Annotated in this window: 16 protein-coding genes and 1 tRNA gene; 7 read left to right on the top strand and 10 right to left on the bottom strand. The window is 68.0% G+C overall.

Annotated features, from left to right (window positions below; genetic code table 11):
* Positions 1–127: 127 nt before the first annotated feature.
* Positions 128–778: an alpha/beta hydrolase gene (locus tag DM194_RS03430; RefSeq protein ID WP_246024271.1), complete on the top strand. Its 651-nt coding sequence runs from the start codon at positions 128–130 to the stop codon at positions 776–778.
* Positions 779–791: 13 nt separating this feature from the next.
* Here the strand turns inward: DM194_RS03430 and DM194_RS03425 are convergent, their stop codons facing one another.
* The 7 genes from DM194_RS03425 to DM194_RS03395 all read right to left on the bottom strand — a co-directional run bounded on the left by DM194_RS03425 (position 792) and on the right by DM194_RS03395 (position 7,999).
* A complete protein-coding gene (locus tag DM194_RS03425) occupies positions 792–1,736 on the bottom strand; it encodes an anti-sigma factor family protein (protein ID WP_111065928.1) in 945 nt (314 codons plus the stop codon).
* Complete coding sequence (locus DM194_RS03420; protein ID WP_111065927.1) at positions 1,736–2,245, bottom strand: sigma-70 family RNA polymerase sigma factor; 510 nt, start codon at positions 2,243–2,245, stop codon at positions 1,736–1,738. Before DM194_RS03420 ends, DM194_RS03425 begins: the two co-directional genes overlap by 1 nt.
* A gap of 349 nt (positions 2,246–2,594) precedes the next feature.
* Positions 2,595–2,670, bottom strand: a tRNA-Ile gene (locus tag DM194_RS03415).
* Between the two features lie 132 nt (positions 2,671–2,802).
* Positions 2,803–4,809, bottom strand: coding sequence for an RNA polymerase sigma factor RpoD (rpoD, locus tag DM194_RS03410; RefSeq protein ID WP_111065926.1), 2,007 nt, complete (start codon positions 4,807–4,809; stop codon positions 2,803–2,805).
* A gap of 198 nt (positions 4,810–5,007) precedes the next feature.
* Positions 5,008–6,924, bottom strand: a complete 1,917-nt coding sequence (gene dnaG, locus DM194_RS03405; RefSeq protein ID WP_111065925.1) for a DNA primase — start codon at positions 6,922–6,924, stop codon at positions 5,008–5,010.
* A 119-nt stretch (positions 6,925–7,043) separates the two neighbouring features.
* Positions 7,044–7,337: a Uma2 family endonuclease gene (locus DM194_RS03400; RefSeq protein ID WP_342792448.1), complete on the bottom strand. Its 294-nt coding sequence runs from the start codon at positions 7,335–7,337 to the stop codon at positions 7,044–7,046.
* A gap of 197 nt (positions 7,338–7,534) precedes the next feature.
* The gene (locus DM194_RS03395) at positions 7,535–7,999 is read right to left on the bottom strand and encodes a GatB/YqeY domain-containing protein (RefSeq protein WP_111065924.1); all 465 of its coding nucleotides are present in this window, start codon (positions 7,997–7,999) and stop codon (positions 7,535–7,537) included.
* Positions 8,000–8,343: 344 nt separating this feature from the next.
* Between DM194_RS03395 and carA the strand changes: the two genes are divergently transcribed.
* The 3 genes from carA to DM194_RS03380 all read left to right on the top strand — a co-directional run bounded on the left by carA (position 8,344) and on the right by DM194_RS03380 (position 10,908).
* Positions 8,344–9,516, top strand: coding sequence for a glutamine-hydrolyzing carbamoyl-phosphate synthase small subunit (carA, locus tag DM194_RS03390; protein ID WP_111065923.1), 1,173 nt, complete (start codon positions 8,344–8,346; stop codon positions 9,514–9,516).
* Between the two features lie 86 nt (positions 9,517–9,602).
* Positions 9,603–10,490 (top strand): EamA family transporter, encoded by an 888-nt coding sequence (locus tag DM194_RS03385; protein WP_111065922.1) that lies wholly within the window; start codon positions 9,603–9,605, stop codon positions 10,488–10,490.
* A gap of 76 nt (positions 10,491–10,566) precedes the next feature.
* A complete protein-coding gene (locus tag DM194_RS03380; protein WP_111065921.1) occupies positions 10,567–10,908 on the top strand; it encodes an HNH endonuclease in 342 nt (113 codons plus the stop codon).
* 21 nt (positions 10,909–10,929) lie between these two features.
* Here the strand turns inward: DM194_RS03380 and DM194_RS03375 are convergent, their stop codons facing one another.
* Both DM194_RS03375 and serA read right to left on the bottom strand, forming a co-directional pair.
* On the bottom strand, positions 10,930–11,661 hold the full coding sequence (locus DM194_RS03375) for a hypothetical protein (protein ID WP_111065920.1): 732 nt from the start codon (positions 11,659–11,661) through the stop codon (positions 10,930–10,932).
* Positions 11,662–11,755: 94 nt separating this feature from the next.
* Positions 11,756–13,000 carry a phosphoglycerate dehydrogenase gene (serA, locus tag DM194_RS03370; RefSeq protein WP_111067717.1) on the bottom strand — a complete coding sequence of 415 codons (1,245 nt, stop codon included), beginning with the start codon at positions 12,998–13,000 and terminating at the stop codon, positions 11,756–11,758.
* 219 nt (positions 13,001–13,219) lie between these two features.
* On the opposite strand from serA, the gene arsC reads away from it, so the two are divergent.
* The 3 genes from arsC (at position 13,220) to DM194_RS03355 (ending at position 15,629) form a co-directional block, all read left to right on the top strand.
* Positions 13,220–13,561 carry an arsenate reductase (glutaredoxin) gene (gene arsC / locus DM194_RS03365; protein ID WP_111065919.1) on the top strand — a complete coding sequence of 114 codons (342 nt, stop codon included), beginning with the start codon at positions 13,220–13,222 and terminating at the stop codon, positions 13,559–13,561.
* Between the two features lie 34 nt (positions 13,562–13,595).
* The gene (prmB, locus tag DM194_RS03360) at positions 13,596–14,528 is read left to right on the top strand and encodes a 50S ribosomal protein L3 N(5)-glutamine methyltransferase (RefSeq protein WP_111065918.1); all 933 of its coding nucleotides are present in this window, start codon (positions 13,596–13,598) and stop codon (positions 14,526–14,528) included.
* A gap of 105 nt (positions 14,529–14,633) precedes the next feature.
* Positions 14,634–15,629, top strand: a complete 996-nt coding sequence (locus DM194_RS03355; protein WP_111065917.1) for an alpha/beta fold hydrolase — start codon at positions 14,634–14,636, stop codon at positions 15,627–15,629.
* A gap of 119 nt (positions 15,630–15,748) precedes the next feature.
* On the opposite strand, the gene DM194_RS03350 is transcribed toward DM194_RS03355, so the two are convergent.
* Entirely contained in the window at positions 15,749–16,351 is a 603-nt protein-coding gene (locus tag DM194_RS03350; RefSeq protein ID WP_111065916.1) for a GNAT family N-acetyltransferase, read from the bottom strand.
* Between the last annotated feature and the right edge of the window lie 90 nt (positions 16,352–16,441).

The following is a 16,441-nucleotide window of genomic DNA, read 5'->3' as shown; positions in this document are numbered from 1 at the left end:
GTGGACAGAGAACAGCCGGGTTGCGGCTTCGTTGCCTTACGCATGTGTTGCCTTACGCCTGCCCCGATGCGCGGCAACCCTGCGGCGTTCCGCCTGTTACCATCGGCAGCAAAGATCGGAAGGGAGGATGGCTGTGCCACTTCTGGACGCCACCGTGGGCACCGCCGACGCCGAAGGGTTCCGGCCGGCATCGTTGGAAACCGACCGCGGCCCGGTGCAGGCCCGCTATTACCCGGTTGCGGGCGGGGCGTTGGCGGTGCTGTGGGTCGGCGGGGTGGGCGGCGGTTTCGACACGCCGGCGCGCGGGCTCTACCCACGGCTGGCCGCCGACCTGAACGCGGACGGCATCGCATCGCTGCGGCTGCGTTTCCGCGATCCGCGCGACCTGGAGGAGGCGGTGTACGACGTGCTGTGCGGGCTGAGCTTCCTCGGCCTCCAGGGCATCCACCATGTGGCGCTGGTCGGCCATTCCTTCGGCGGCGCCGTGGTCATCCAGGCCGCGGCCTCCAACCGGGGGGCCGTCTGCTCCGTGGTGACTCTGGCGACCCAGGGTTACGGCACCGCCCCGGTGACCGACCTCGCCTGCCCCATCCTGCTGGTGCACGGCGAAGCGGACGAGATCCTATCGCCCAGCTGCTCCCTGCACGTCTACCGCAAGGCGCGGGAACCGAAGAAGCTGGTCCTGGTTCCCGGCACCGGCCACGCGATGGACGAAGCCTCGGAGGCGGTCTGCCGCGAGGTGCGCGACTGGCTGAAGGCGCATTTGCTGGAGCGGTAGGAGGAGACCCCTCTCAGCTTTCCTTCGGCTTGTGCGTGTCGCTGATCGGCTGCACGCCCGCCGGCTGGTCCTGCTGCTGCTGGGGCTGCTGCTGTTGCTGCTCGTCGGGCGGCGGCTCGCGGCGCGGCGGGCCGGCCTTGACGTCCTGGTAGACGGCCTTGGCGATCTCCAGCAGCTCCTCCTTCGACAGGCGGCCGGCCAGCGCGTAGGCCAGCTGCCCTTCCACCCAGTAGAAGGTGGCGACGTCGCCGTTCTGGGTGAAGCTGAAGCTGGACTGGTTGCCGCTCTGGGGCGCGCCGACGAACAGGGTGATCCGCTTGTTGGCGTCGTTGGCGTACATGTACTGCGCGCCGGCGCCCATGTCGGTCGGCAGCGACCGGCCGCCGATCAGCCGGTAGCCGATGCGGCCCAGATCGGGACCGAACACGTCGCGGCCGACCCGCTTGGACAGCCAGCCGTTCAGTTCGTCCTGATTGTCGGCCCCCAACTCCACCTGGAAGCGTTCGTCCGAGGTGTAGAAGCGGTGCGCCTGGGTGGCTTCCTGGGCGAAGGTGGCCAGCGTCTGGCGCTGCTGGGCGACGGGGGCGGCGGCCTGCTGTTCGGCGCCGCGGCCCATCCAGCCGCCGGCCGCACCGGCGACCACCAGCATCACCGCGGCGGCGAAGCGGACCAGCGGGCGGGCATGCCAGGCCGGGCGGTTGTCGTTGAGGGCGATCCGGCCCTTCAGCTTGTCAGACAGTTCCTGAACGGCATCGCTCGGCGGCTCGCGCAGGACGGTGTCGAACATGTCGTGCAGAAGCATCGCATGGGCGCGGTAATCCTCGGCCCGGCGCGCCGCTTCGGGATCCTCGGCCAGCCATCGCTCCACCGCCAGACGGCGGCTGCCGTCCAGTTGTCCATCCACATAGGCGTGGAGTTCGTCCTCGGTGACCCGTCCCATTCCCTGATACGCGCTCATCACTTCACCCGCCGGAGGGTGACGCCACCCTCGTTCGCCAGTTTCGCCCGCACCGCCTCGCGCGCCCGTGACAGGCGCGACATGACGGTCCCGATCGGCACACCGAGCATGTCGGCGACCTCGTCGTATTTCAGGCCCTCCAGCGCCACCAGAAGCAGCACCTTCCGCTGTTCCTCCGGCAACTCGTCGACCGCGCGCATCATCTCGCGCAGTTCGACACGCTCTTCCTGACGGGCCGGGGTGACCAGCTTCGATTCGACGTCGTCGACGTCGACCTCCTGCGGCCGGGCGGCCTTGGAACGGACCTGATTGACGTGGACGTTGTGCAGGATGGTGAAAAGCCATGCCCGCAGGTTCGTCCCCGCCTGGAAGCTGTCGGCGCGCGCCACCGCGCGCGTCAGCGCCTCCTGCACCAGATCCTCCGCATCCGCACCGTTGCGCATCAGCGCACGGGCGTAACGCCGCAAGGACGCGATGTGGACCTCCAGATCGACCCCGAATTTGCTCAACCGCGCACCCGATCCTTACCGATCACGCCACGGCTCACGCCATGGCCTCACCTTCCGGCCAAGGCCGGACGGGACGACACGGCGTCGCATATCCAGGGCCGGGCCGGCCCGTTCGGCCTTTCAGCCAAAGCGGAGACCCGATGCATATGGGTGCGAACGCGCGCCGCGCATCCTTTATTCCAGACTTTCTCGGGCTTGCAGCAAAATTTATGGGGAACCGCCAGGCTTGTGCCGAAAAGGCTTCAGGCACTGCGCGTCGATGATCCCATGCGACATCGATGGCGCCGTCAACTGAACGGCTGCGCCCATCTTCAATGATGGCGGGGAGCTTTGACCGGAATGGAGGAGGTGGTGGGCCCGGCCGGATTCGAACCGACGACAACACCGTTATGAGCGGCGCGTTCTAACCGCTGAACTACAGGCCCTACCGCGGGGCGCACTTTGCGACAAAGCTTTGGGGAATTGCAACCCCTCGTTCATCGTTCCGGCGCATCGGCCCCAAAACGAAAACGGGGACCGAAAGGCCCCCGCTTCGTCTCATACGATACCGCCCCGGATCAGGTGTCCAGGAAGCTGCGCAGCTTGCGCGACCGCGACGGGTGCTTCAGCTTGCGCAGCGCCTTCGCCTCGATCTGGCGGATGCGCTCGCGGGTCACGTTGAACTGCTGTCCGACCTCTTCCAGCGTGTGGTCGGTGTTCATGCCGATGCCGAAACGCATGCGCAGCACACGCTCCTCGCGCGGGGTCAGCGAGGCAAGGACGCGGGTCGTCGTCTCGCGCAGGTTCGCCTGGATGGCGGCGTCCAGCGGCAGGACCGCGTTCTTGTCCTCGATGAAGTCGCCGAGATGCGAATCTTCCTCGTCGCCGATCGGCGTTTCGAGGGAGATCGGCTCCTTGGCGATCTTCAGGACCTTGCGCACCTTCTCCAGCGGCATCATCAGACGCTCGGCCAGCTCTTCCGGGGTCGGCTCGCGGCCGATCTCGTGCAGCATCTGGCGGCTGGTGCGGACCAGCTTGTTGATCGTCTCGATCATGTGGACCGGGATGCGGATGGTCCGCGCCTGGTCCGCGATGGATCGGGTGATGGCCTGACGGATCCACCAGGTGGCGTAGGTCGAGAACTTGTAGCCGCGCCGGTACTCGAACTTGTCCACCGCCTTCATCAGGCCGATGTTGCCCTCCTGGATCAGGTCCAGGAACTGCAGACCGCGGTTCGTGTACTTCTTGGCGATGGAGATCACGAGACGCAGGTTCGCCTCGACCATCTCCTTCTTGGCCCGGCTCGCCTCCTTCTCGCCCTTCTGGACGGTGGAGACGATGCGGCGGAACTCGTTGATCGGCAGGCGGGCCTCTTCGGCCACCTGGGCGATCGCATCGCGCGTCTTGCGGATGTCGCCGTCGTACTTCTCGGCGAACTTGCCCCAGGTCTTGGGGTTCAGGCCGCGGATGCGCTCCTGCCAGTTCGGGTCCAGCTCGTGGCCGAAATACTGGTTCAGGAAGTCCTCGCGCTTCACGCGGCAGTCGGTCGCCATGCGCAGCAGGCGGCCTTCGAAACCGGTCAGCTTGCGGTTCAGGCCATAGAGCTGCTCGACCAGCTGCTCGATGCGCTGGTTGTTCAGGCGGACGGTGTTCATCAGCTCGACCATTTCGGTCTTGAGCTTCTCGTACTTCTTGTCCGTCTGCTTGCCCATGTCCTCGCCGCGCTGCATCGCGGCCATGCGGGCCTCGTGCAGCTTGTGCAGCTTGTCGTAGGTCGCCTTGATGTTCTCGAAGGTCTCGATGACCTGCGGCTTCAGCGCGGCTTCCATGGCGGACAGCGACAGGCTGTTGTCGCCCTCTTCGCCTTCATCGCCCTCTTCGCCCTCGCCTTCGGCGCGCGGCGGACGCGGCTCGTCGCCGTCCTCGCCGGCCGGTGCATCGCCGGCGGGTGCGGCCGCGGCCCCGGTGCCGGCGCCTTCCACCACCTCGGCCAGGCCTTCGGGTATCTCCTCGCCGTCCGGTCCGCCGCCATAGGTGGCGTCCAGGTCGATGATGTCGCGCAGCAGCATCTTCCCTTCCATCAGGGAATCATGCCACTCCAGAATGGCGCGGATGGTCAGCGGGGATTCGCAGATCGCGCCGATCATCATCTCGCGGCCGGCTTCGATCCGCTTGGCGATGGCGATTTCGCCTTCGCGCGACAGCAGCTCCACCGATCCCATCTCGCGCAGGTACATGCGCACGGGGTCGTCGGTACGGCCGATGTCGTCGTCGTCGAGATTGCCCGACGAACGGCCTTCGCCCTCGCCTGCCCCCTCGCCGCTGTTCTCCGAATCCTGCTCTTCCGATTCGACGATGTTGATGCCCATTTCGGACAGCATCGCCATCGTGTCTTCGATCTGCTCGGACGAGGACGAATCCTGCGGCAGCGCTGCGTTCAGCTCGTCATAGGTGACATACCCGCGCTCTTTGCCACGGGCGATCATCTTCTTGACGGCCAATCCCATGCCGTCCATCAGAGGACCGTCTGCGGATTCCTCCCGCGTTTCGGAAACTTCCACGCTGTTCGCAGCTTTCGTGGCCATGCGATCGGTGCCCCCGCATTACCCCATTGAAAAAGACGAAAGGAGCGCCCGGTCCCGGTTGCCCGGCCCGTCCGCCCCACCCCCAACCATGTATCTACCCAGAACCCGCCATCACAGAAGCTGTCATGCGGCCCCGTCCTGTCAATTCCGTGCCCGTCAACCGACGTCCCGCGGGCAGACGGCCTAAGCCATCAACCGTCAGACATCGTCAAAGTCACCATCATCCGTCATACCCAGCCCGGACTTTATGACCTCCTGCTGAAGAGCCACGACCCTCGCGAAGTTCGCCTCGCTGTTGTCACGGGTCAAAGCCGCCTTCGCTTCCCTAAGATCGTCGAGCACCCGCTCGTGATGCAGATGCCGCCACGCAGGCCACCATCCCTTCCGGGCGTCCTCCGTAGAGGCCTCCGGACGGGCGAAGCCGGCATGGACATAGGTCGACTCGCCTAGCAAAGCACCGACCATCGTCTCATGGCCGGCGGATGACAAGTGGCGACAAAGCGCAGCGGCGTCAAGTGTCGAGTCGTGGTTACGTTCGTCCGAAAGGCATTCGATCACCGCCCAGCGCAGTTTTTCGAGCTCCGGGTCACCGAACGGCAACAGCCCCAACGGCTCGGCCAATTCGCCGAACAGATCGGGATGGTTGATGATCGTCGCCAGCAGGATCCGCTCCCGCATCGAGGCGAGGCGGGAGGCGCGGCCACGCCCCTCTCCCACCGGCTTGGAGGTCAGGCGGCCGGGCACGCCCGGCACATGGCGGCGCGGCGCTTCGCCGAAACGCCCCCGCCCCTGCCCTTGCCCCGGCACCCAGGGTCCGCGGTTGTAGGCCGGCCGCGCGGGCGCGAAGGCCTCGTCGACGCGGCGGCGCATCTCGGTCCGGTAGAAACCCTGCACGTCGCGGTCGGCGATGGTGGCGACGCGGGCCTCCAGCGCCGCCTTCACCGCCGCCTTGGCTTCGGGCGTGTCGGTCGGCCGGCCCTCGCTCTCCATCCGCCACAGGGCGTCGGACAGCGGAATGGCGGCCTCCAGCACCGCGCCCATCGCCTTGGGCCCCTGGGCCCGGATCAGGCTGTCGGGATCCTCGCCCTCCGGCAGGAAGGCGACGCGGGCCGACTGGCCGGGGGCGAGATGCGGCAGGATGCGCTCCACCGCCCGCCACGCCGCGCGCCGGCCGGCATTGTCGCCGTCGAAGCAGAGGAACGGCACCTTCTCCGCCGCCGGGATCAGCTTCCACAGTTCCTGCACCTGGGTTTCGGTCAGCGCTGTGCCCAGCGGCGCCACCGCCCCCTCAAAGCCGGCGCGCACCAGGGCGATCACGTCCATATAACCTTCGGCGACGATCACCGGCTTGCCGTCCGCCGCCGCCTGCCGCGCCCGCGACAGGCCGTAGAGCAGCGTGCCCTTATGAAAGAGCGGCGTGTCGGCGGTGTTGACGTATTTCGGCCCGTCGCCCTCCAGGATGCGCCCGCCGAAGGCCACCACCTGCCCGCGCCGGTCGGTGACCGGGAACATCACGCGGTTGCGGAAGAAGCTGTAGGGCGCCCGGCCGTCGTCCGGCCGCTTCAGCAGCCCGGCATTGACCATGTCCTCATCGGAAAAACCCTGCTTGCCCAGATATGTCCGCAGCGTGTTCGAGTCGCCGGGCGCATAGCCCAGCCGGAAGCGCGCGATGGTGTCGCCGTCCAGCCCGCGCCGCATGAGGTACTCCAGCCCCGGACGGCCGGCCGGCGTGTGAAGCTGCTGTTCGAACCAGCGCGCGGCCTGCTCCACGAGGTCGTGCAGGGTCTTGCGCCGCTCGTAGCGCTGCCGGTCCTCCTCCGTCGGGCGCGGCACCGGCAGTCCGGCCTCGCCGGCCAAGTGTTCGACCGCCTCGGGGAAGCCGAGATTGTCGTGGCGCATGACGAAACCGATGACGTCGCCATGGGCGCCGCAGCCGAAGCAATGGAAGAAGCCCTTCTGGTCGTTGACGTAGAAGGACGGCGACTTCTCATTGTGGAATGGGCAGGGCGCCTTGTACTCCCGCCCGGCGCGGATCAGGCGCAGGCGCTTGGAAACCACTTCCGACAAGGCAAGTCGGGTGCGCAGTTCTTCCAGGAATTGGGGCGGGAAGGCCATGGTCGAGCGGTCACCGGAGAACGAAGGAGGGGCGCGACGGGCGCCAGGCTATAGCAGAGGCATAGTATGGGAACCAGCGCCGCCGGCCCCAAGTGCGCGGATGGCACAGGTGGAATGCGTCAATCCGTCTGCCGCCGCAGAAGCTCGGCGCCGGCCCCCGCGGTCCGCAGCATCAGGATCTCACGGACCGACGGCAGCGTTGTGTAGGTCCAGACATTTTCCCAGGTTTCCGCCTCGTTGCCGGGCGACAGGATTTCGACCAGCAGGATCGGATCGGGCAGCGTGCGCAAACCTCCTTCATCGGCGGCGCAGGTCACGCCCAGATCGGGAATGCGCAGATTGCGGCTCGACCGGACGCGCGGCTGAACGCCGGGAGCGGTCACGACATGGCAGCCGGGCATCCTCTCGGCCAGATGGTTGCCGATCAGGCGGGCGACGGTGCCCGTCGCCGTTCCAGTCCAGGAATTGGGCGACGGTCATCCCGGAAGAGGTTGGCTTACGGATCGCGACCACTCCATCGTCCCCCTGACCCGTTCCACCCGCCGATCCGAGCAGCCTGGCCTGAGTCGTCCCGCTGCGTCCAGCGCCGCTTGCCTTGCTCCCCGGCCGCTTACTTCCCCGACAGCCGCGCCTTCACCAGGCCGCCGGCCTTGGAGAAATCCATCTGGCCGGCATGGCGGGCCTTCAGCTCGGCCATCACCTTGCCCATGTCCTTGATGCTGGAAGCGCCCAGCTCGGCCACGATGGCGTCGATGGCAGCGGCGGACTCCTCCTCGCTCATCTGCTTGGGCAGGAAGCGTTCGATCACCGCGATCTCCTCGCGCTCCTGCTGCGCCAGCTCGGGACGGCCGCCCTGCTCGTACATCCCGGCCGATTCGTTGCGCTGCTTCACCATCGTCTGCAGCATCGACAGAATGCCGGCCTCGTCGATGCCGTCGGTCACGCCGCGGCTGCGGGCATCGATGTCGCGGTTCTTCAGCTCGGTCAGGATCAAGCGCAGGGTGGACACCGCGCGCATGTCCTTCGCGCGCATCGCGTCCTTCAGGGAGTCGTTGAACTGCGTGCGCAGAGTCATGTCCTGTGTTCCTTGTTCATCGTGCCCGGCGTCCGGCCGGACAAGGCGACTATCCGGAAAGCGCCTGCCGATTTCCATACAAAAGCCCCGGAGGCCGCCCGGAGCCGCACCTGTCGCCGGATCAGGGCCGCATTGCAAAGCTATTGCTGGAAATCCGGCATCCAATCGTCATATAGGATGACCGGCCCACCCGATCAGCCCACTCGATCCCACGACGTCGCCCATGCAGGCGGAGGTGGGGTGCGAGCGGTTCCGTGTGCGCGCCCGGCGGGACGCTAGGCCGTCGCCGTTCCGCCGATCACCCGATCCGTCGCCGGCCGCGGTTTTTGGGAAGGTTCACAGGAATGACTCTCGCCACTCCCCCCTCCGACAATGCGGTTCACACCGGCGTGCTTGTACTGGCCGACGGCACGGTGTTCCGCGGCCGAGGCATCGGCGCCACGGGGGATTCGGTGGGCGAGGTGTGCTTCAACACCTCCATGACCGGCTATCAGGAGATCCTGACCGATCCCAGCTATGCCGGCCAGATCATCACCTTCACTTTCCCGCACATCGGCAACACCGGCGCCAACACCGAAGACATCGAGACGATCACCCCGGCCGCCCGCGGCCTGATCCTGCGCGCCGACATCACCGATCCGTCGAACTGGCGCGCCACCCGCCATCTCGACGACTGGCTGAAGAGCTACGGCCTCGTCGGTCTGGCCGGCGTCGACACCCGCCGCCTGACCCGCCGCATCCGCGACCTGGGCGCGCCCAACGGCGTCGTCGCCCATGCGCCGGACGGCAATTTCGACATCGAGGCGCTGGTCGCCAAGGCCAAGGGCTGGCCGGGGCTGGAGGGCATGGACCTGTCCAAGGACGTGTCCTGCCGCCAGACCTATGACTGGACCGAGGCCGGCTGGACCATCGGCGGCGGCTACGCCACCCAGGACAAGCCGCAGTACCATGTCGTCGCCATCGACTATGGCGCCAAGCGCAACATCCTGCGCTGCCTCGCCGCTGCCGGCTGCAAGGTGACGGTGGTGCCGTCCACCGCCACGGTCGAGGACGTGATGCGGCACCAGCCGGACGGCGTCTTCCTGTCCAACGGCCCCGGCGACCCCGCCGCCACCGGCGAATACGCCGTGCCGACCATCAAGGGCCTGCTCGACACCGGCGTGCCGATGTTCGGCATCTGCCTGGGCCACCAGATGCTGTCTCTGGCGCTCGGCGCCAAGACCACCAAGATGCAGCAGGGCCACCGCGGCGCCAACCATCCGGTCAAGGATCTCGCCAGCGGCCGGGTGGAGATCACCAGCCAGAACCACGGCTTCGTCGTGGTGCCGGAAACCCTGCCGGCCGACGCCGAGGTCACCCATGTCAGCCTGTTCGACGGCACCAACGAGGGCATCCGCCTGAAGGGCAAGCCGGTCTTCTCGGTGCAGTACCACCCGGAAGCCTCGCCCGGCCCGCAGGACAGCCACTATCTGTTCGACCGCTTCGTCCAGCTGATCGCCGAGAAGAAGGCGGCCTGACGGTCGAGCGCAGCGTTTCCGCTGAAAAGGGCGTCCCGGTGGGGCGCCCTTTTCGTTGACGCCCCGCTTCAAGGGAACGCCGGATCATGGCCCGGTCCACCGACCTGCTGCTGACCGCCATCGCCCCGGCGATCTGGGGCAGCACCTACATCGTCACAACCGAATTGCTGCCGCAGGGCTACCCGATGACGGTCGCGCTGCTGCGCGCCCTGCCGGCCGGGCTCCTGCTATTGCTGCTGGTCCGCCGGCTGCCCTGGGGGTGCTGGTGGGGCCGTTCGCTGGTGCTGGGGGCGCTGAACTTCTCCTTCTTCTGGGCGATGCTGTTCGTGTCGGCCTACCGCCTGCCCGGCGGCGTCGCCGCCACGGTTGGAGCGGTCCAGCCGCTGATCGTCATCGCCCTGTCGCGTCCGCTGCTGGGCACGCCGATCCGTCCGCTGGCGGTTGCCGCCGCGCTGGCCGGCATCGGCGGGGTAGCCCTGCTGGTGCTGAAGCCGAGCGCGGCGCTTGACGGCATCGGCGTGATCGCCGCGCTGGCCGGCGCCGGTTCGATGGCCGCCGGCACGGTGCTGAGCCGGCGCTGGCGTCCGCCGGTGTCGCCGCTGACCTTCACGGCATGGCAACTGACGGCGGGCGGGCTGCTGCTGGTGCCGGTGGCGCTGCTTCTGGAACCGGCGCTGCCGATGCCGACGGCGGCCAACCTGATGGGCTTCGTCTATCTCGGCCTGATCGGCGCGGCGCTGACCTACATCCTGTGGTTCCGCGGCCTGTCACGGCTGGAGCCGTCCGCAGTGGCGCCGCTGGGCTTCCTCAGCCCGGTCACGGCGGTGGTGCTGGGCTGGGCGCTGCTCGGCCAATCGCTGACCGGCTTTCAGATCGCCGGGATCGTTCTGGCGCTCGGCAGCGTCTGGGTCGGCCAGCGGGCGCAGGCGGCACCCGTCGCCCCAAAGGCCGCGACGGCAGACGCGCGGAATTGAAGGCGGGCTTTTCCGGCGTCGCTACTGCGCCATATCATCCAGGCCCCCGGCATGCCCCGCCCCTGCCCCGGACCTCATGCGCAGCCTGCCTCCACCGCCGATCACCGTCCCCGCCGCCCCACAGGAAGACCATCCGGCCTGCCCGCTCTGCGGCCGGCCGATGGTGCCGGGCGCCAGCCTGAACGAACACCATCTGGTTCCGCGAACCTATGGCGGACGCGACACGGTGACGATGCACCGCATCTGCCACGCCAAGATCCACGCGGTGCTGACCGAGCAGCAGCTTCGCGACCACTACCACGAGATCGAGGCTCTGCGCGGTCATCCCGACATCGCCGCCTTCATCCGCTGGGTCCGCCGCAAGCCGCCGGAGTTCACCGGCGGACACGCCGCCGACCGGCGGCGGCGCAAGCGCTGAGGGGCGGATCGGCCCCCCGCCTCACCCCCGGCGCACGGTCTGCTTCTGGCCGGACTTCGGCAGGTAGTTGCGGGCCTCGCCGTTGCAGATGCGGCTGACCCGCTCATACTCCTCGACCGTATCGACCTGCGCCTGCCGGCGGTCACGCTCGCGCCCGAATTCCCGCATGATCCGCCGCATCGCCGATTCGAGCGGCCGGCGGATCGCCGCCATCGCCTGGGCCTGGCTGCGCGAGCGCACCGGCGCCATGCCGTCGACCACCTGTTCCAGACTGCTGCGGATCTGCGGCATCATCTCGCGCAACAGAGCCTCGTCCACCGCGACATGGCGCATCTCGTGGGCCAGCACCTCGCCATGCAGGCAGGAGTTGGCGGGAATCTCGCTGGCGACATGGACGATGCGCTGCTGGAAGCCGAAGCTGATGGTCACCGTGCTGGCCGCCGCGCAATAGGTGCCGTCGCCCATCTGCTTGAACAGGGCGGAGATCTGCGACTGTTCGCCGTAGCGCGCCTGGGTCAGCCCCAGCACATGGCCCCCGGCGCTCCCGGCCGGCCCCGGCGTGCGGCCCGGCAGCCGGGTGAGCTGCGCGATCGTCGGCGCATCGTCACGCTGGATCGGCGCCAGCACGCTGTCGAGCACGAGTTTCGTCGTCGGAAACCCGCTGCAGCCATTGGACTGCGCCGCGGCGGGCGACGCGGTCGGCAGGGCGGCGAGCAGCACGGCCGGAAGGAGGAACAGGAAGCGAACGGTCATCCCGATAGAGTTATCAGGAAACCGCCGGCGGACAAGAGACATGGAGGGGCAAGGCGGGTGCCGACGGAAGCCTTCCGCCGACACCCCTACCCGCTCAGGGATGCGCCGGGAACAGGAAGCGCGCCTTCAACGTGCCTTCGATGGCGCGCAGGTCGTTGACGACCTCCAACTCCTCCACGTCTCCGTTGACGTCGACCACTACATAGCCCAGTTCTGGATCGGTCTGGAGATACTGGGCGGCGATGTTCAGGTCGCGGGCGGAGAACACCTCGTTCACCTTGCGCAGGATGCCCGGCCGGTTCTCGTGGACGTGCAGGAAGCGGGTGCAGCCGGCCTGAACCGGCAGCGCCACCTGCGGGAAGTTGACCGCGCCGACGGTGGAGCCGTTGTCCGAATATTCGAGAAGCTTCTGCGCCACCTCGGTGCCGATGTTGGCCTGCGCCTCCATCGTCGAGCCGCCGATATGGGGGGTCAGGATGGCGTTCCTGATGCCGCGGAGCGCGCTCTGGAACTCTTCCTTGTCCGAGCCGGGCTCGACCGGGAAGACGTCGATGGCGGCGCCCAGGATGTGGCGGCTGTTCAGCGCGGCGGCCAGCGCCTCGATGTCCACCACCTGGCCGCGGGCGGCGTTGATCAGATGGCTGCCCTTCTTCATCGTCGCCAGTTCACGCGCGCCGATCATGTTGCGGGTCTGCGCGGTGTCCGGCACATGCAGGGTCACCACGTCGGACACCGACAGCAGCTCCTCCAGCGAATCGCAGGCCCGCGCGTTGCCGAGCGCCAGCTTGCGCACGACGTCGTAGAACCGGACCTGCATGCCCATCGCCTCGGCCAGGATCGACACCTGGGTGCCGATATGGCCGTAACCGACGATGCCCAGGGTCTTGCCGCGGATCTCGTAGGAGTCCTTCGCCGACTTCATCCAGCCGCCGCCGTGAACCAGCTGCGACTTCTCGAAGATGCCGCGCATCAGCATGATGATCTCGCCGATCACCAGCTCCGCCACCGACCGGGTGTTGGAATAGGGGGCGTTGAACACGGGGATGCCGGTGCGCCGCGCCGCCTTCAGATCGACCTGGTTCGTGCCGATGCAGAAGCAGCCGACGGTGATCAGCTTGCTCGCCGCCTCGAACACCTTGGCGGTCAGATGGGTGCGCGACCGGATGCCCAGGATATGGACCGAACCGATTCGCTCCAGCAGCTCGTCCTCGTCCAGGGCGCCAGGCAGCCGCTCGACCGAGGCGTAGCCGCCACGGGCCAGCTCGTCGATGGCGTTGTCGTGGACACCTTCAAGAAGAAGGATGTTGATCTTGTCCTTGGAGAGCGAGAGCTTGGTCACGGCCGGCATCCGTATCTGGGCATCGGGACTGATCGGCAGCCCGCCTGCCGGAAACGGCGCGATGGGCCACGGAAAAACGAGCGCGCAAAATAATACCAAAGTCAGCCCTTGTCACCTGACGGATGTTGCGCCGCCACATCGCTTTCCGCATGCCGGATTGGCGCGGGACGCGGGTTGGGTGTATCAGTCGGATCGACCTTCCATTTTGGAAATCCCGCCATGAGCGACGTGACGATCTATCACAATCCGCGCTGCAGCAAATCGCGCGAGACGCTGGAACTCCTGCGCTCCCGCGGCGTCGAGCCGGCGGTGATCGAGTATCTGAAGACCCCGCCCTCCCCGGCGGAGCTGACCGCCATCCTCGCCAAGCTGGGCAAGGGTCCGCGCGACATCACCCGCGCCAAGGCGGCGGCGGAGGCCGGCATCGCCAAGGACCTCGACGGCGAGGCGCTGATCGCCGCCCTGTCCGCCAACCCGTCCGCCATCGAACGCCCGATCGTGGTGAAGGGCGACCGCGCCCGCGTCGGCCGTCCGCCGGACTCGGTTCTGGACCTCCTCTGACCCCCTTCCCGTTCCCGACCGGAGCCTGCCGCCCGTGACCGCCAAGCACACCGCCGCCACAGCCGCCGCCGAGCTGTCGACCATCCGCGATTTCCTGCGCTACGGCGTCAGCCGCTTCAACGAGGCCGATCTCGATTACGGCCACGGCACCACCACGGCCTTCGACGAGGCGGTGTTCCTGGTGCTGGAGACGCTGCACCTGCCGGTCGACCAGCTCGATCCCTATCTCGACTCCCGCCTGACCGCGGCGGAGCGCGAGGCGGTGGCCGGCATCCTCCATGCCCGCATCGACACCCGCAAGCCGGCGCCCTACCTGCTGAACAAGGCCTATATCCAGGGCATCCCCTTCTATGTGGACGAGCGGGTGATCGTCCCGCGCTCCTACATCGGGGAGCTGCTGTTCTCCGACCTGTTCGGCGGCGACGAATTCACGCTGGTGGAGGATCCGACCTCGGTGGAGCGGGTGCTGGATCTGTGCACCGGTTCCGGCTGCCTCGCCATCCTCGCCGCCCGCATCTTCCCGGAAGCCCAGGTGGACGCGGTGGACCTGTCGCCCGACGCGCTTGAGGTGGCAAAGCGCAACGTCGCCGACAGCGGGTTCGAGGACCGCATCACCCTGCACCAGGGCGACCTGTTCGCGCCGCTGAAGACGCGGAAATACGACGTCATCATCACCAACCCGCCCTATGTCGACGCCGAGGCGATGGACGCCCTGCCGCCCGAATTCCGGGCCGAGCCGGAAATGGCGCTGGCCGGCGGCCATGACGGGCTGGACATCGTCCGCCGCATCCTGAAGGAAGCTCCCAAGCACCTGACCCCGGAGGGCGGCCTGCTCTGCGAGTTCGGCACCGGCCGCGAGATCCTGGAGGCGGAATATCCCCATCTGGACTTCCTGTGGCTGCAGACCGCCAACAGCTTCGGCGAGGTGTTCTGGCTGACGCGGGAGCAGTTGAAGGCGGGGAAGTGATCGGGTGATCGTCGGCTGACGATACCCCCGGGAACCCTTCCCCCCTCCCCCGGTTGTCCTCTCGACGATGCTGCATCGCAGCAACCGCTTGAGAGGACAACCGCCATGACCGACCGCCAATCCACCATCCTCAAGACCCTGGGCATCACCGCGCTGGCCTTGGGCGGGCTGGCCGTCGCCAACACGCTGGCGGCCCGCGCGGCGGAGCGGCGCTACCCACCCGAAGGCCGCTTCGTGACCGTCGACGGGGTCCGCCTGCATTACACGGAAGCCGGCGAGGGACCGCCGGTCGTGCTGCTGCACGGCAACGTCTCCGCGCTCGGCGATTCGCTGGCGAGCGGGCTTTTCGACCGGCTGGCGAAGAACCATCGGGTCATCGCCTTCGACCGCCCCGGCATGGGCCACAGCGACCGTCCCCGCGACCGCGCCTGGACGCCGGAGGAACAGGCGGACCTGCTGGCCGAGGCCTTCGCCGTGCTGGGGATCGAGAACGCGGTGGTCGCCGGCCATTCCTATGCGACGCTGGTGGCGCTGGCCCTGGCGCTGGACCATCCGCGCACGGTCAAGGGGCTGGCGCTGATCGCCGGCTATTACTTCCCGACCAAGCGGGTGGACGCCGTGATGGTGGCGCCGGTCGCGGCGCCAGTGCTGGGCGATCTGCTGCGCTACACCGTGACTCCGCCCTTCTCCAAGGCGGTGATGCCGGCGATGCTGAAGACCCTGTTCTCGCCGCGGCCGGTGCCGGACCATCTGACCGAAACCTTCCCCGTCGCCCTGACCACCCGGCCGAGCCAGCTGCGCGCCAACGCCGAGGACGGCGTCACCCTGGCGCCAGGCGCGGAGCGGCTGCAGCACCGCTATGCCGACGTGACCGTCCCGGTGGCGATCTTCGCCGGCCATGAGGACCGCATCGTTTCACAGGAGGAGCAGAGCGGCCGCCTGCATCACGTGCTGCCGAACAGCACCCTGCATTGGGTGCCGGACTGCGGGCATATGGTGCATTACGCCGCCCCCGATCTGGTGGTGCGCCGCATCGACGAACTGTCGGCCGAAAGCCCGCCGTTGCGGGAGGCCGCTCATACTGCCGGGCGCAAGTCCTGACTTGCGGCCGGCGGTAAGGGCCGCGACCGCGGCCCCGCAGGCCCGTGCCTGCGAAGGCAAGCGGCCGGACGGCCGCGCCCGCCGCTTGAGGGCGAGCATGAAGCTTCAGCTCGATGGCATCAGAGATAGCGCCGCATCAGGATGCTGCCGCCCTGGTGCGGCAGGCGGGGGTGCCAGGGGATGTCGGCGTGGCCGATCTCCTCGAACCCTTCGCCGGCATAAAGGCGGCGGGCCGGGTCGTTGTCGGCCCAGACATGCAGGGTGACGCGGTCGAACCCGCCGGTCCGCGCCCGTTCATAGAACCAGCCCAGCAGCCGTCCGGCGATGCCGTGGCGCCGCTGCGCCGGATCGACCGCCAGGGCCGACAGGAAATAGCTGCCCCCGTCCAGCGTTTCGGAGAATGCGGCCATATGGGCGACGCGGTCGGGCGGCAGACCGCTGTAATCCTCCGTCCGGATCCAGTCGGTGGGATAGCCGTGGGCGATGCCGACGACCCGCCCGTCCAGTTCGGCGACCCCGCTCTGCCGATGGGACAGCGAACCGCTGCGCCCGGCAAGGCCCGGCATCAGCATTTCCGCCGCCGTCAGCCCCGGCACCAGCCCGTCCAGCAGAAAGCCGTAGACCCCGCCGCCGGCAATGTCGATCAGCCGGGCGAGGTCCGGCGCGTCGTCGGCATCGGCCGCGCGGATGCGGAGACGGTCGTCGATGAAATTGGGCGTCACGGCAGGCACCTTGCTTCCGGGGGCGGCAGGACAGGAAAGGCCGTCCGGCCGCCGATTTCCAGCCCTTTCAACAGCGCCGGTCCGGTCCGG

Origin of the sequence: Azospirillum ramasamyi (assembly GCF_003233655.1) — a bacterium.
Classification (GTDB): domain Bacteria; phylum Pseudomonadota; class Alphaproteobacteria; order Azospirillales; family Azospirillaceae; genus Azospirillum; species Azospirillum ramasamyi.
This window is presented reverse-complemented; position numbering and strand designations above follow the sequence as displayed.